This window comes from Pseudomonas marginalis, assembly GCF_001645105.1.
GTDB classification, from domain to species: Bacteria; Pseudomonadota; Gammaproteobacteria; order Pseudomonadales; family Pseudomonadaceae; genus Aquipseudomonas; species Aquipseudomonas petroselini.
This window is the reverse complement of sequence record NZ_LKEG01000044.1, coordinates 93,954-109,079: the sequence shown is the minus strand read 5'-3', so window position 1 is coordinate 109,079 and position 15,126 is coordinate 93,954. Positions and strand designations below refer to the sequence as shown.

The 15,126-nt window shown below is 61.3% G+C and carries 15 protein-coding genes; 11 read left to right on the top strand and 4 right to left on the bottom strand.

What is annotated here, in order from left to right:
- Positions 1 to 8: 8 nt before the first annotated feature.
- The 6 genes from AO064_RS18680 (at position 9) to fdhA (ending at position 7,616) form a co-directional block, all read left to right on the top strand.
- On the top strand, positions 9 to 1,259 hold the full coding sequence (locus tag AO064_RS18680) for a sarcosine oxidase subunit beta (protein WP_010207084.1): 1,251 nt from the start codon (positions 9 to 11) through the stop codon (positions 1,257 to 1,259).
- Positions 1,260 to 1,274: 15 nt separating this feature from the next.
- The gene (locus AO064_RS18675; protein ID WP_015886243.1) at positions 1,275 to 1,577 is read left to right on the top strand and encodes a sarcosine oxidase subunit delta; all 303 of its coding nucleotides are present in this window, start codon (positions 1,275 to 1,277) and stop codon (positions 1,575 to 1,577) included.
- Positions 1,574 to 4,591 (top strand): sarcosine oxidase subunit alpha, encoded by a 3,018-nt coding sequence (locus AO064_RS18670; protein ID WP_015886242.1) that lies wholly within the window; start codon positions 1,574 to 1,576, stop codon positions 4,589 to 4,591. Before AO064_RS18675 ends, AO064_RS18670 begins: the two co-directional genes overlap by 4 nt.
- Before the next feature lie 124 nt (positions 4,592 to 4,715).
- Complete coding sequence (locus AO064_RS18665; RefSeq protein WP_064054269.1) at positions 4,716 to 5,348, top strand: sarcosine oxidase subunit gamma; 633 nt, start codon at positions 4,716 to 4,718, stop codon at positions 5,346 to 5,348.
- Positions 5,349 to 5,358: 10 nt separating this feature from the next.
- A complete protein-coding gene (purU, locus tag AO064_RS18660) occupies positions 5,359 to 6,216 on the top strand; it encodes a formyltetrahydrofolate deformylase (protein WP_016977808.1) in 858 nt (285 codons plus the stop codon).
- A 200-nt stretch (positions 6,217 to 6,416) separates the two neighbouring features.
- On the top strand, positions 6,417 to 7,616 hold the full coding sequence (gene fdhA, locus AO064_RS18655; RefSeq protein WP_015886239.1) for a formaldehyde dehydrogenase, glutathione-independent: 1,200 nt from the start codon (positions 6,417 to 6,419) through the stop codon (positions 7,614 to 7,616).
- Positions 7,617 to 7,662: 46 nt separating this feature from the next.
- Here fdhA and AO064_RS18650 read toward each other — a convergent pair whose 3' ends face one another.
- The 3 genes from AO064_RS18650 to AO064_RS18640 form a co-directional block, all read right to left on the bottom strand.
- Positions 7,663 to 8,034, bottom strand: a complete 372-nt coding sequence (locus AO064_RS18650) for a hypothetical protein (protein WP_064054268.1) — start codon at positions 8,032 to 8,034, stop codon at positions 7,663 to 7,665.
- A gap of 158 nt (positions 8,035 to 8,192) precedes the next feature.
- Positions 8,193 to 8,597, bottom strand: coding sequence for a DUF3757 domain-containing protein (locus AO064_RS18645; RefSeq protein WP_064054267.1), 405 nt, complete (start codon positions 8,595 to 8,597; stop codon positions 8,193 to 8,195).
- A 139-nt stretch (positions 8,598 to 8,736) separates the two neighbouring features.
- A complete protein-coding gene (locus AO064_RS18640) occupies positions 8,737 to 9,195 on the bottom strand; it encodes an anti-sigma factor domain-containing protein (RefSeq protein ID WP_064054266.1) in 459 nt (152 codons plus the stop codon).
- Between the two features lie 136 nt (positions 9,196 to 9,331).
- Between AO064_RS18640 and AO064_RS18635 the strand changes: the two genes are divergently transcribed.
- Positions 9,332 to 9,904, top strand: a complete 573-nt coding sequence (locus AO064_RS18635) for a DUF2780 domain-containing protein (RefSeq protein ID WP_015886237.1) — start codon at positions 9,332 to 9,334, stop codon at positions 9,902 to 9,904.
- On the opposite strand, the gene AO064_RS18630 is transcribed toward AO064_RS18635, so the two are convergent.
- The gene (locus AO064_RS18630) at positions 9,901 to 10,788 is read right to left on the bottom strand and encodes an acyltransferase (RefSeq protein ID WP_064054265.1); all 888 of its coding nucleotides are present in this window, start codon (positions 10,786 to 10,788) and stop codon (positions 9,901 to 9,903) included. The genes AO064_RS18635 and AO064_RS18630 overlap by 4 nt on opposite strands.
- A gap of 173 nt (positions 10,789 to 10,961) precedes the next feature.
- On the opposite strand from AO064_RS18630, the gene rloA2 reads away from it, so the two are divergent.
- The 4 genes from rloA2 to creD are packed head-to-tail and all read left to right on the top strand — an operon-like array spanning position 10,962 to position 15,004.
- Positions 10,962 to 11,462, top strand: a complete 501-nt coding sequence (gene rloA2, locus AO064_RS18625) for a retropepsin-like aspartic peptidase RloA2 (RefSeq protein WP_015886235.1) — start codon at positions 10,962 to 10,964, stop codon at positions 11,460 to 11,462.
- 9 nt (positions 11,463 to 11,471) lie between these two features.
- Positions 11,472 to 12,140: a two-component system response regulator CreB gene (gene creB / locus AO064_RS18620; RefSeq protein WP_015886234.1), complete on the top strand. Its 669-nt coding sequence runs from the start codon at positions 11,472 to 11,474 to the stop codon at positions 12,138 to 12,140.
- Positions 12,140 to 13,579, top strand: a complete 1,440-nt coding sequence (gene creC / locus AO064_RS18615; protein WP_064054264.1) for a two-component system sensor histidine kinase CreC — start codon at positions 12,140 to 12,142, stop codon at positions 13,577 to 13,579. The genes creB and creC overlap by 1 nt, the downstream gene beginning before the upstream one ends.
- 51 nt (positions 13,580 to 13,630) lie before the next feature.
- The gene (gene creD / locus AO064_RS18610) at positions 13,631 to 15,004 is read left to right on the top strand and encodes a cell envelope integrity protein CreD (RefSeq protein WP_064054263.1); all 1,374 of its coding nucleotides are present in this window, start codon (positions 13,631 to 13,633) and stop codon (positions 15,002 to 15,004) included.
- The last annotated feature ends 122 nt before the right edge of the window (positions 15,005 to 15,126 follow it).

The following is a 15,126-nucleotide window of genomic DNA, read 5'->3' as shown; positions in this document are numbered from 1 at the left end:
TAATGACTATGCAACGCTACTCAGGCTTCGGCCTCTTCAAGCACTCACTCAGCCACCACGAAAACTGGCAGAAGATGTGGCGCACGCCGACCCCTAAAAAGGTCTACGACGTGGTCATCGTCGGCGGCGGCGGGCATGGTCTGGCGACTGCCTACTACCTGGCAAAAGAACACGGCATCACCAACGTGGCGGTGGTCGAGAAAGGCTGGCTGGGCGGCGGTAACACCGCGCGCAACACCACCATCGTGCGCTCCAATTACCTGTGGGACGAGTCGGCGCACCTGTACGAGCACGCGATGAAACTGTGGGAAGGCCTGTCCCAGGACCTGAACTACAACGTGATGTTCTCCCAGCGTGGCGTCTACAACCTGTGCCACACCCTCCAGGACATCCGTGATTCCGAGCGCCGCGTGAGCGCGAACCGCCTCAACGGCGTGGACGGCGAACTGCTCAACGCGAAGCAAGTGGCCGACGAGATCCCGTACCTCGATTGCTCGAAAAACACCCGCTACCCGGTACTCGGCGCCACCGTACAACGTCGCGGCGGCGTCGCCCGTCACGATGCCGTGGCGTGGGGCTTTGCGCGTGCCGCCGACGCCCTCGGCGTGGACTTGATCCAGCAGACCGAAGTGATCGGCTTCCGCAAGGAAAACGGCGTGTGCATCGGCGTGGAAACCAACAAGGGCTTTATCGGCGCCAAGCGCGTCGGTGTGGTGACCGCCGGTAACTCCGGGCACATGGCTTCGCTCGCCGGGTTCCGCCTGCCGATCGAATCCCACCCGCTGCAAGCGTTGGTGTCGGAGCCGATCAAGCCGATTATCGACAGCGTGATCATGTCCAACGCGGTGCACGGTTACATCAGCCAGTCCGACAAGGGCGACCTGGTGATCGGCGCCGGTATCGACGGCTACAACGGCTACGGCCAGCGTGGTTCGTACCCGGTGATCGAACACACCATCCAGGCCATTGTCGAGATGTTCCCGGTGCTGTCCCGCGTGCGCATGAACCGCCAGTGGGGCGGCATCGTCGACACCACGCCGGACGCCTGCCCGATCATCTCCAAGACCCCGGTGCCGAACATGTTCTTCAACTGCGGTTGGGGCACCGGTGGCTTCAAGGCCACGCCGGGCTCAGGCAACGTGTTTGCCGCCAGCCTCGCCAAGGGTGAAATGCACCCGTTGGCCGCGCCATTCTCCATCGACCGTTTCCACAACGGTGCGTTGATCGACGAACACGGCGCTGCGGCCGTCGCCCACTAACAGGAGAAATTCCCTATGTTGCATATCTTCTGTCCTCACTGTGGAGAACTGCGCTCCGAAGAGGAATTCCACGCGTCCGGCCAAGCGCACATCCCGCGCCCGCTGGACCCGAACGCCTGCACCGATGAAGAGTGGGGCGACTACATGTTCTTCCGCGACAACCCCCGTGGCCTGCACCACGAGCTGTGGATTCACGCCGCCGGTTGCCGCCAGTACTTCAACGCGACCCGCGACACCCTGACCTACGAAATTCTTGAAACCTACAAGATCGGCACCAAGCCGCAATTCACCGCCAAGGCTGCTGGAGAGAAGGTATGAGCCAGACCAATCGCCTGTCCAACGGTGGCCGCATCGACCGCAATAAAGTCCTGACGTTTACCTTCAACGGCCAGAGCTACAAAGGCTTTGAAGGCGACACCCTGGCTGCAGCCCTGCTGGCCAATGGCGTCGACATCATCGGCCGCAGCTTCAAGTACTCGCGCCCTCGTGGCATCTTTGCCGCCGGCGCCGAAGAGCCGAACGCCGTGCTGCAGATCGGTGCGACCGAAGCCACGCAAATCCCTAACGTGCGTGCCACGCAACAGGCGCTGTACCAGGGCTTGGTTGCCACCAGCACCAACGGCTGGCCGAACGTCAACAATGACGTGATGGGCATTCTCGGCAAGGTCGGCGGCAAGCTGATGCCGCCGGGTTTCTACTACAAAACCTTCATGTACCCGCAATCGTTCTGGATGACCTACGAGAAGTACATCCGCAAGGCGGCTGGCCTTGGCCGCTCGCCGACCGAGAACGATCCGGACACCTACGACAACTTCAACCGTCACTGCGACGTGCTGGTGGTGGGCGCAGGCCCCGCCGGCCTGGCCGCTGCCCTGGCGGCTGCGCGCAGCGGTGCCCGCGTGATCCTCGCCGATGAGCAGGAAGAGTTCGGCGGTTCGCTGCTGGACTCGCGCGAAAGCCTCGACGGCAAGCCGGCTGCGGAATGGGTCGCCAGCGTTATCGCGGAACTCAAGGCGCTGCCGGACGTGGTGCTGTTGCCTCGCGCCACCGTCAACGGCTACCACGACCACAACTTCCTGACCATTCACGAACGCCTTACCGACCACCTCGGTGACCGTGCGCCGATTGGCGTGGTGCGCCAGCGTATCCACCGTGTCCGCGCCAAGCGTGTGGTGCTGGCGACCGGTGCGTGCGAGCGCCCGCTGGTGTACGGCAACAACGATGTGCCGGGCAACATGCTCGCGGGTGCAGTCTCGACTTACGTGCGCCGCTACGGTGTAGCACCGGGCAAGAAACTGGTGTTGTCGACCAACAACGACCACGCCTACCGCGTTGCGCTGGACTGGCTCGACGCTGGCCTGCAAGTGGTGGCAGTGGCTGATGTGCGCCACAACCCACGCGGCGCCCTGGTTGAAGAAGCCCGCGCCAAAGGCATTCGTATCCTCACCGGCAGCGCCGTGATCGAAGCCCGTGGCAGCAAGCACGTCACCGCTGCCCGTGTGGCCGCGATTGATGTGAAAGCGCATAAAGTCACCAGCCCAGGCGAGTGGCTGGAGTGCGACCTGGTGGCCAGCTCCGGCGGCTACAGCCCGGTGGTCCACCTGGCCTCGCACCTGGGCGGCAAGCCGACTTGGCGTGAAGACATCCTCGGTTTCGTACCGGGTGAAGCCCCGCAGAAACGCGTGTGCGTCGGCGGCATCAACGGCGTCTACAGCCTCGGCGATTCGCTCGCCGATGGTTTCGAAGGCGGCGTGCGCGCGGCCAGTGAAGCGGGTTTCGCCCCGGTAGAAGGTACGCTGCCCAAAGCCCTGAGCCGTCTGGAAGAGCCGACGCTGGCGGTGTACCAAGTGCCGCACGACAAACCGACTGCACGGGCACCGAAGCAATTTGTCGACCTGCAAAACGATGTGACCGCCGCCGCCATCGAACTGGCGACCCGCGAAGGTTTCGAGTCGGTCGAGCACGTCAAGCGCTACACCGCGCTCGGCTTCGGCACCGACCAAGGCAAGCTGGGCAACGTCAACGGTCTGGCCATTGCGGCGCGCTCGCTGAACGTGACCATCCCGCAGATGGGCACCACCATGTTCCGCCCCAACTACACGCCGGTGACCTTCGGCGCGGTGGCGGGGCGTCACTGTGGGCACATCTTCGAACCGGTGCGCTACACCGCCCTGCAAGCCTGGCACGTCAAGAACGGCGCCGAGTTTGAAGACGTCGGCCAGTGGAAACGCCCTTGGTACTTCCCGCGCAACGGTGAAGACCTGCACGCCGCGGTGAAACGCGAATGCCTGGCCGTGCGCGACAGCGTCGGCCTGTTGGACGCGTCGACCCTCGGCAAGATCGACATCCAGGGCCCGGACGCGCGTGAGTTCCTCAACCGCATCTACAGCAACGCCTGGACCAAGCTCGACGTGGGCAAGGCGCGCTACGGCCTGATGTGCAAAGAAGATGGCATGGTCTTCGACGACGGCGTAACCGCCTGCCTCGCCGACAACCACTTCTTGATGACCACCACCACCGGCGGCGCCGCCCGCGTGCTGCAGTGGCTGGAAATCTACCAGCAGACCGAATGGCCAGACCTCAAGGTGTACTTCACCTCGGTCACCGACCACTGGGCGACCATGACCCTGTCCGGCCCCAACAGCCGCAAGCTGCTGAGTGAGGTCACCGACATCGACCTGGACAAGGACGGCTTCCCGTTCATGACCTGGAAAGAAGGCCTGGTCGGCGGTGTGCCGGCGCGAGTGTTCCGCATCTCGTTTACCGGTGAGCTGTCGTACGAAGTCAACGTGCAGGCCGACTATGCCATGGGCGTGCTGGAACAGATCGTCGAGGCCGGCAAAAAGTACAACCTGACCCCGTACGGCACCGAAACCATGCACGTGCTGCGGGCCGAGAAGGGCTTCATCATCGTCGGCCAGGACACCGACGGCTCGATGACCCCGGACGACCTGAACATGGGCTGGTGCGTCGGCCGCACCAAGCCGTTCTCGTGGATCGGCTGGCGTGGGATGAACCGTGAAGACTGCGTGCGTGAAGAGCGTAAGCAACTGGTGGGCTTGAAGCCGATCGACCCAACCGTGTGGCTGCCGGAAGGCGCGCAGTTGGTGTTCGATCCGAAGCAGACGATCCCGATGAAGATGGTCGGCCACGTCACCTCGAGCTATGCCCACAACTCCCTCGGCTATTCGTTTGCGATGGCGGTGGTGAAGGGCGGCTTGAAGCGCATCGGTGAGCGGGTGTTCTCGCCGCAAGCGGATGGCAGTGTGATCGAGGCGGAGATTGTGTCCTCGGTGTTCTTCGACCCCAAGGGTGAACGGCAGAACATTTGATAGACCGAGTCGCCTGCATCGGGGGCAAGCCCCCTCCCACATGTTGAAATGCATTCCCCTGTGGGAGGGGGCTTGCCCCCGATGAGGCCAGAACAGTCACCACAGAATTCAGGACAGGTGCTCTATGACAGCAGCCAACGTATACCAACAACGCCCCACCACCGGCGCCAAAGCCGAGTCGTCGCTGCACCATGCCGACCTCGCCAGCCTGATCGGCAAGGGCCGCAAGAACGCCGGCGTGACCGTGCGTGAAAAGAAACTCCTCGGCCACCTGACCCTTCGTGGCGATGGCCACGATGCAGCCTTCGCCGCCGGCGTACACAAAGCCCTCGGTATTGAGCTTCCAGGCGCCCTGCAGGTCATCGTCAAAGGCGAAACCAGCTTGCAATGGCTCGGCCCGGATGAGTGGCTGCTGGTCGTGCCAAGCGGTGAAGAATTCGCCGCCGAGCAAAACCTGCGTGCCGCCTTGGGCGACCTGCATATCCAGATCGTCAACGTCAGCGGCGGCCAGCAGATCCTTGAGCTCAGTGGCCCGAACGTGCGCGATGTGCTGATGAAGTCCACCAGCTACGACGTGCACCCCAACAACTTCCCGGTGGGCAAGGCGGTGGGCACGGTGTTCGCCAAGTCGCAACTGGTGATCCGCCACACGGCTGAAGACACCTGGGAGCTGGTGATCCGTCGCAGCTTCTCGGATTACTGGTGGTTGTGGCTGCAGGATGCCTCGGCTGAATTCGGCCTGAGCGTCCAAGCCTGAGGAATCACCCATGAGCCGCGCACCCGATACATGGATTTTGACCGCCGACTGCCCCAGCGTGCTCGGCACGGTGGACGCGGTCACCCGCTATCTGTTCGAGCAGGGTTGCTACGTTACCGAGCACCATTCGTTCGATGATCGGCTTTCCGGGCGATTTTTTATTCGCGTGGAATTCCGCCAGCCCGACGGTTTTGACGAGCAGGGTTTCCGCGATGGCCTGGCCACTCGTGGCGAAGCCTTTGGCATGATCTTCGAGCTTACGGCGCCGAACTACCGGCCAAAAGTGGTGATCATGGTCTCCAAGGCCGATCACTGCCTGAACGACCTGCTGTACCGCCAGCGCATCGGCCAACTGTCGATGGACGTGGTTGCGGTGGTGTCCAACCACCCCGATTTGAAACCTTTGGCCGACTGGCACCAGATTCCCTACTACCATTTCCCCCTCGACCCCAACGACAAACCGTCCCAGGAGCGTCAGGTGTGGCAAGTGGTGGAAGATACCGGCGCCGAATTGGTGATCCTTGCGCGCTACATGCAAGTGCTGTCGCCGGAGCTGTGCCGCAAGCTGGATGGCAAAGCGATCAACATTCACCACTCGTTGCTGCCGGGGTTCAAGGGCGCCAAACCGTATCACCAGGCGTACAACAAGGGGGTGAAGTTGGTGGGCGCCACGGCGCATTACATCAACAACGATCTGGATGAAGGGCCGATCATCGCCCAAGGTGTGGAGGTGGTGGATCACAGCCACTATCCCGAGGATTTGATTGCCAAGGGGCGGGATATCGAAGGGCTGACATTGGCGCGGGCGGTGGGTTATCACATTGAGCGGCGGGTGTTTTTGAACGCCAATCGGACGGTGGTGCTCTGACTGGCGCCAATCGGGGGCAAGCCCCCTCCCACAGTTGACCAAGTTCTGCCTTTGGAATGCGGTCGAATGTGGGAGGGGGCTTGCCCCCGATGAGGCCCTCACAAACAACGCAAGAAAACAGCATCTGTACCCGAGCACTTAAACGCGCTGCCCCCCAAATGGGCAACGCAGTTCCATAAAAACAACAGCGAGGTGAAAGCATGTCTGGTAATCGTGGTGTCGTGTATCTCGGCAACGGCAAGGTCGAAGTACAGAAAATCGACTATCCCAAAATGCAGGACCCCCGTGGCAGGAAGATTGAGCACGGCGTCATCCTGCGCGTGGTCTCCACCAACATCTGCGGCTCCGACCAACACATGGTGCGCGGCCGTACCACTGCCCAGACCGGCCTGGTGCTCGGTCATGAAATTACCGGTGAAGTGATCGAGAAGGGCAGCGATGTCGAAAACCTGAAGATCGGTGATCTGGTTTCGGTACCTTTCAACGTGGCGTGCGGCCGTTGCCGCTCGTGCAAAGAACAACACACCGGCGTGTGCCTCACCGTCAACCCGGCGCGTGCCGGTGGCGCCTACGGCTATGTCGACATGGGCGACTGGACCGGCGGCCAGGCCGAGTACGTGCTGGTGCCGTACGCCGACTTCAACCTGCTGAAACTGCCGGACCGTGACAAGGCCATGGAGAAAATCCGCGACCTGACCTGCCTCTCCGACATCCTCCCGACTGGTTACCACGGCGCCGTCACTGCCGGCGTTGGCCCTGGCAGCACCGTGTACATCGCCGGTGCCGGCCCTGTGGGCTTGGCCGCTGCGGCTTCCGCCCGCTTGTTGGGTGCTGCGGTGGTGATCATCGGCGACGTCAACCCTATCCGTCTGGCTCACGCCAAGGCCCAAGGCTTTGAAATTGCCGACCTGTCCCAGGACACGCCGCTGCACGAGCAGATTGCTGCACTGCTCGGCGAGCCGGAAGTGGACTGCGCTGTTGACTGTGTGGGCTTTGAAGCACGCGGCCACGGCCATGACGGCGTCAAGGCAGAGGCACCGGCCACGGTGCTCAACTCACTGATGGGCGTCGTGCGCGTGGCCGGCAAGATTGGCATCCCCGGCTTGTACGTTACCGAAGACCCAGGTGCTGTAGACGCCGCCGCGAAAATGGGCAGCCTGAGCATCCGTTTCGGCCTGGGCTGGGCCAAATCCCACAGCTTCCACACCGGGCAGACACCGGTGATGAAGTACAACCGCCAGTTGATGCAGGCGATCATGTGGGACCGTATCAACATTGCCGAAATCGTCGGCGTGCAGGTGATCAGCCTGGATGATGCCCCGCGTGGGTATGGCGAGTTTGATGCGGGTGTGCCGAAGAAGTTTGTGATTGATCCGCATAAGTTGTTCAGTGCGGCATAAAGAGCAGGGCAAATAATAAGGGCGACCCCAGGGTCGCCCTTATTATTTATTGTGAGTTGAGCCGCAGGTAGGGAGTGGCTGTTACACCCTCTTCAACGACAGTCTTTCCGCCATAGTCACAACGTAGCCTTCCCTCTGTCTGGGTGATGGTCTCTGCCTTGAGTGCGTACCTGGGGGCTAGATAATCGTCATCTGTTCCGGCTGTCTGGCCCTTCCATGTCCTGCCCCTGGTGTGGGCCGATTCGCCGTAGGGCGGTGGCAGGTCAGGGTCCGTGTAGGGTTTGGAGTGGATGTCGCTGACGGCTGGGCATTGGCCGATGTCGATGGCCTGGCCCGATGAAGCCTGGTGTGGCCTGCGAAAATCGAGAAGGTTGAGTGCGGTAGCGGCAGCAAAAATATTGGGTATCAATCCGATCATGTCGTCACAGTTCCTTTGTTTGTGGCTGAACCTTCGCGTCGAAAATCGTGAGAAGGCTGCCTTGGGTGGGCCGTGCCGGGCCTATAGTTCCGCAAGAACGTCGACGGCTGGCTGAGGATTTGTGAACGTGAACGGTCGGAATGATTCGGGTGACGTTTTTACTGATGCGTAAATGAGCACTTGGAAATTGCCAGGGCTTCGCAATACGTGCCTTTCCACTCGCCAATAGGAGGGATAAGGTTCCAGGCAGACACAGGTTTGAGCGCGACCGAAAAGCTCGCGTCGTTATTCATGGGGCCCTTATAGGTGCAGGTGACGGTTTTGTTGTTTGCATCGTACCGGGCATCGTGAAAGGTCGAATCATTCAAGTACGATGCGGCAGCCAACGGGTTTTCACCTGTCCAGGCCCGTCCATCAGGTTGTGACGCCTCATAGCGGTAACCACCCTTGATCATCTCCGTTTGTTTGATGGCTTGTATCGAGGGACAGGTGGAGGTCGCTGCACCAACAGTGTTCACCAGGGCCATCGTGGCCAACATACCTGCAAGTAGTGAGCTTCTCATTACCCACCTCCTGTGGGTTGCGGGAAGCCTTATGCTGGGGATTATTCTCCGTCGATGGCTACTGTGAGAACTGACAGTGCTTTAGAAGAAGTCGAGATCAAACCACGGTTTTTTATTGCCAGGGACGAAAGATGCTGGCCTATCGCGCTGCCAGCGCCCCTTGGTACACCGTCGGCCCCGTCGGTTGTTTGCTCACCGACCCACCCTTGGTCTCCGAACTCACCATCAACTCCACCGGCTTGCGGATGCTTTTCTGCTGACGCGGGTTAAGTCCGATAATGCCTTTGCCATCTTCCGGCAGCAGCCCAAGCGACACCGGTGCGCTGCCTTCGGGCATGGCCCACAGTTCCAGGCTGCGTTCCGGCTCAGCTGCTGCCGTGGCGATCGGTTCTACTTCGAGGTAATCCTTGTGCGCCATGATCTGTGCCGCAGGTTGCTGGGCAGTGGTCACCAGGGTGGCGGCAGACTTGACGTTGTCTTGGGTGTAGAGCGCGCCGCCAAGCCCGGCGACGATGGCCACGCAGACACCGATAAACAGGTGCGGGCGGCTCCAGAATGGGGTTTTTTGTTCAATTACTTGGGGGCGGGTGGCGCTCATATGGCTGTTCCTGGCGAGTCTTGAAGTCATTTCATGGACTCTGGTAGGCCGATTGGGTTCCTCGGCCGACCCGGAACAATGTGCCGGATACCCAGTCAAACGCCTGCTTTCGCCCCTACACCCAGAGGTTGTTTCGATGAAGATTTCACGCGGTTTCGCCCTTTCCTGCCTGATGACCCTGGCGGCCGGCCCGGTGTTTGCTGCAGGGTTCAGCCTTGGCGATGCGGCCAATGCCATTTCCGGCATGCAGGGTGGCAACAACAAGGCGGCTGCTGCGGCACCGTCTTCCGAGACGGCTGGGCTGCTCAGCGCCCTGACCTCGCAATTGAACATCACTCCTGAACAAGCCGTAGGCGGTACGGGTGCCATGCTGGGCCTGGCCAAGAACAAACTGAGCGGCAACGACTATTCGCAACTGGGCAATAGCGTGCCGGGCCTCGACCAACTGTCGGGCAACAATGCGTTGGGTAGCCTCGGGGCATTGAGCGGGATGCTCGGCCAGGCCGGCGGCAGCAAGACCAGCGGCCTGGACGGTTTGCTGGGTAACGTGAAGAACACCAACGACCTGAACACCGCGTTCAGCGCCCTGGGCATGGACAGTGGGATGGTCGGCCAGTTTGCCCCGGTGATCCTGCAATACCTGGGCGGGCAGGGTGCCAACAGCTCGTTGCTGGGCAAGCTGGCCCAGGCCTGGGGCACCGGCAGTTAAAGACGCTCCGCGCGCAGTTGCTCGATGCGTGCGTCTTTCTCCGTCCAGAGCTGGTTGACCCAGTTCTGGACGGTCTGGCGAAACGCCGGATCGTTTTCGTAATCCCCTTGCCACAATGCCGGATCCAACTCACGGGTCTGGATGTCAATGATCACCTTGGGCACCGCGCCGCTGATCAAGTCCCAGAACCCCGGAATCTTTTGCTGCGGATAGACCACGGTCACGTCCAGCACGGCGTCCAACTGTTCTCCCAGCGCCGCCAGCACAAACGCCACGCCGCCCGCCTTGGGCTTGAGCAAGCGAGTAAATGGCGACGCCTGCTGCTTGCGTTTGGCCTCGCTGAACCGCGTGCCTTCGAGGTAATTGACCACCGTCACCGGCTGGCGCTTGAACAGCTCGCAAGCCTCCTGGGTGATCTTCAAGTCCTGCCCCGCGAGTTCCGGGTGCTTGGCCAGGAACGCCTTGGTGTAGCGCTTCATGAACGGGTAGTCCAACGCCCACCAGGCCAGGCCCAGGAAAGGCACCCAGATCAGCTCTTTTTTCAGGAAGAATTTGAAGAACGGCGTGCGCCGGTTCAGGGCCTGGATCAGCGCCGGGATGTCGACCCAGGATTGGTGGTTGCTGATCACCAGGTAGCTGGTGTCACCGCGCAAATCGCCGCCGCCGCGAATGTCCCATTGGGTGGGGATGCACAGCGCGAAAATCAGCTTGTCGATTTCTGCCCAGGTCTCGGCGATCCACATCACCGCCCACGACATGTAATCACGATAGCGGCCGGGGGCCACTAGCTTGAGCAGGGCAAACACCATCAGCGGGCCGATCAGGACCAGGGTGTTGAGCAAGAGCAGCAGTGAGACAAAACAGCCGGTGAGCAGGCGGCGCATAAGTAACTCTTGGAATCCTGTGGGCGGGCCATGATAAGCAGCTTGAGTCTAGAGGCCAAATCCCAATTCGCCGGACGAATGTTTCACAATGTGCCGGTTATGCTGGGGTGAGCTAACTAAGTGCTGCCTTTGCGGTCTAGAATCCGCCTACTTCTTTCCGAGGAAATCACTTCGTGAAACTGCTCCTTGCCTCCCTCGCCCTGGCTGCCCTGCCTGTCATGGCCGCCGAACCGACCCTTTACGGTCGCTACGAATACATCCAGTTGCCGGAGATCGGCGAAACCTTCAAGGCCAAGATGGACACCGGCGCGCTGACCGCCTCGCTGTCGGCCCGCGACATCGAGACCTTCACCCGTGATGGCGACGATTGGGTGCGCTTCCGCCTCGGCGGCAAGGATGCGTCCAATAAAGTCTACGAACACAAAGTCTCGCGCATCAGCAAGATCAAGAGCCGCGCCGACGAAGACGACGACAAGGACGAGCCGACCGTGGCCAAACGTCCGGTGGTCGACCTCGAAATGTGCCTGGGCAACGTCAAGCGCACCGTCGAGGTCAACCTCACCGACCGCAGCAGCTTCAACTACCCGTTGCTGATCGGCGCCAAGGCCCTGCGTGAATTCGGCGCTGCGGTAAACCCGGCGCGTCGTTACACTGCGGACAAACCGGACTGCTGACGGACCACCATGCCGCATATCCTGATTGTCGAAGACGAAGCGGCGATAGCCGACACACTGATATTCGCCCTGCAAGGCGAGGGCTTCACCACCACCTGGCTGAGCCTCGGCCAGGAGGCGCTGGCCTATCAGCGCCAGACGCCGGCCGACCTGGTCATCCTCGACATCGGCCTGCCGGACATCACCGGGTTTGAAACCTGCAAGCAACTGCGCCGGTTCAGCGAGGTGCCGGTGATGTTCCTCAGTGCCCGGGATGGCGAGATCGACCGAGTGGTGGGGCTGGAGATCGGCGCCGACGATTATGTGGTCAAGCCGTTCAGCCCACGGGAAGTGACGGCGCGGGTCAGGGCGATCCTTAAACGGATCGGCCCAAGTGCTGCGCCTGCGGTGTTCCAGGTTGATCTGGAGCGCATGCAGATCAGTTATCGCAGCCAGCCTTTGAGCCTCACACGCCATGAATTCCGCTTGCTGCAAAGCCTGCTGGAACAGCCCGAGCGCGTCTTCAGCCGCGAGCAACTTCTGGATGCGGTCGGTGTGGCGGCCGATGCAGGCTACGAACGCAATATCGACAGCCACATCAAAAGCCTGCGCAGCAAGTTGCGCAGCGTGGCCGCCGATGCCGAGCCGATCCAGACCCATCGCGGCCTCGGCTACAGCTACAGCCCGAGCAACAGCTGATGCGCCTGGGGCTACGGATTTTCCTGGTGTATGCCCTGTTTATCGGCCTGACCGGCTATTTTGTGCTCAGCACCGTGATGAAGGAAATCCGCCCCGGTGTGCGCCAATCCACCGAAGAAACCCTGGTGGACACTGCCAACCTGCTGGCCGAGATCCTGCGCGATGACGTGAAGAACGGCACCCTCGGCCAAAGCCACTGGCCGGAACTGCTCAAGGCCTATGGCAATCGCCAGCCGGGCGCGACCATCTGGGGGCTGCCGAAAAACCAGGTCAACCACCGTATCTACGTGACCGACGCCAAGGGCACCGTGCTGCTCGACTCCTCGGGTGAAGCGGTGGGGCAGGACTATTCCAAGTGGAACGACGTGTACCTGACCCTGCGCGGCGAATACGGCGCCCGTTCCACCCGCAGCGAACTCGATGACCCTACCTCGTCGGTGATGCACGTCGGTGCGCCGATCCGTGACAACGGCCAGATCATCGGCGTGGTCACCGTGGCCAAGCCCAATAGCTCGTTGCAGCCCTATGTCGACCGCACCGAGCGTCGCCTGCTGTGGTATGGCGCCGGCCTGGTGATTCTGGGCCTGCTGCTGGGCGCACTGTTGTCGTGGTGGCTGAGCGTTGCGCTACGTCGGTTGACGGCTTACGCCGAGGCGGTCAGCGAGGGCCGGCGCGCCGAGTTGCCGCATTACCGTGGCGGTGAGCTCAAGCAGCTCTCCACCGCCGTGGAGCACATGCGCACGCAGTTGGAGGGCAAAGCCTACGTCGAACACTACGTACACACACTGACCCACGAATTGAAGAGCCCATTGGCCGCGATACGCGGTGCGGCCGAGCTGTTGCAGGGCGATATGACCCGCGAACAACAGCAGCGCTTCGTCGGCAATATCGACAGCGAAAGCGCGCGCCTGCAGCAGTTGATCGAACGCTTGCTGAACCTGGCGCAGGTCGAGCAACGCCAGGGCCTGGAAGCGCAGGCCAGCATCCCGTTGGCGGCCATGGTCGATGAGGTGCTCAACGCCCAATGTGCGCGAATTGAAGGTGCTGGGCTGCAAATCGAACAAGCGATTGCGGCGGATGTGAAGGTCTATGGCGAACCCTTCTTATTGCGTCAGGCACTGGGCAACTTGCTGGAGAACGCGCTGGACTTCACACCGCCCGGCGGCCTGTTGAGGTTCGGCGCACAGACGCGACACAACGACGTGCAGGTGAGCTTATTCAACCAGGCCGCGCCGATTCCCGACTACGCCCTGCCACGCTTGAGCGAGCGCTTCTACTCACTGCCACGCCCGGCCAGCGGGCGCAAAAGCACCGGCCTGGGCCTCAACTTTGTCGAGGAAGTGATGAAGCTGCACGGCGGCGCGCTGCAGATCGGCAATGTCGAAGGCGGCGTGCAGGTGGTGCTGCATCTCCACACAGTCTCCACATTGCCCACATAAATCCCCCACACAGGCTGCCCAGACTCTCCCCATCAAAACAGGGAGAGACCCATGAACCGCAGCCTGCTTTTCAAACTTGGCGCGATTGCGCTGCTGATCCTGCTGTTGCTGATTCCATTGCTGATGATCAACGGCATCATCAGTGACCGCCAGCAACTGCGCGATGGCGTCCTGATGGACATTGCCCGCAGCTCCAGCTACGCCCAGCGCCTCACCGGCCCAGTGATGGTGGTGCCGTATCGCAAGACCGTGCGCGAGTGGAAGCTCAATGAAAAACTCAACAAACGCTACGAAGTCACCCGTGAAGAGCGCGGTCGTCTGTATTTCCTGCCGGACCGTTTTGAGCTTGACGGTAAAGTGCAAACCGAGCTGCGTGCACGGGGCATCTACCAGGCGCGGCTGTTCCATGCCGACAACCGCATCAGCGGGCGTTTCGAGTTGCCTGCGCAGTTGGGCATCACCGAAGATTTTGCCGATTACCGCTTTGACCCGGCGTTTCTGGCGGTGGGTATCAGCGATATTCGTGGCATCGAAAACGCGCTGAAGCTGGAACTGGGCAGCCAGCGCCTGGAGTTCGAACCGGGCTCCCAGGTGGATTGGCTGGGTGAGGGCGTGCACGTGGCGCTGCCGGAGCAGGACAGCAAAAAGCCCTATGTGGTGGACTTTGCCTTTGACCTGCGCCTGCAAGGCACCGAACAACTGCAAGTGGTGCCGGTGGGTAAGACCAGCCAGGTGTCACTCGCCTCGAACTGGCCGCACCCCAGCTTCATCGGCAATTTTCTGCCGGCACAACGCGAGGTGACCGACAAAGGCTTTACCGCCAACTGGCAGACCTCATTCTTCTCCACCAACCTCGAGCAAGCCCTGCAAACCTGCCTGGACAAGCAAGGCTGTGAGGACTTCAACAACCGCAGCTTCGGCGTGAACTTCATCGACCCGGTGGATCAGTACCTCAAGAGCGACCGCGCGATCAAATACGCGCTGCTGTTCATCGCATTGACGTTTGCCGGTTTCTTCCTGTTCGAAGTGCTCAAAAGCCTGGCGGTGCACCCGGTCCAGTACGCCTTGGTGGGTGTTGCGCTGGCGTTTTTCTACCTGCTGCTGTTGTCGTTGTCCGAGCACATAGGCTTCGCTCTGGCCTACCTGATCTCGGCGAGCGCCTGTGTGGTGTTGATTGGCTTCTACGTGTGCCACGTACTGCGCAGTGTGACCCATGGCCTGGGCTTTTCGGCCGGGCTGGCGGCGTTGTATGGCTTGCTGTACGGGCTGCTGAGTGCCGAGGATTATGCCTTGCTGATGGGCTCGCTGCTGCTGTTCGGCCTGCTGGGCACGGTGATGGTGCTGACGCGCAAACTGGACTGGTATGGCGTGGGCAAGCGCAAGGTGGCCGCTCCATTGGAGTTTGATCTGGAGGCAGTGCAATGATCGGATTGCGGGAGGATCAGCAGATGAAGGCGCAGTTGGTGGCCAGGATAAATCAGCTATTTCCTGATCTACGCGGACCCCGTGTAGTGAGCGGGCTAGCCCCGCGCTGGGCTGCGCAGCAG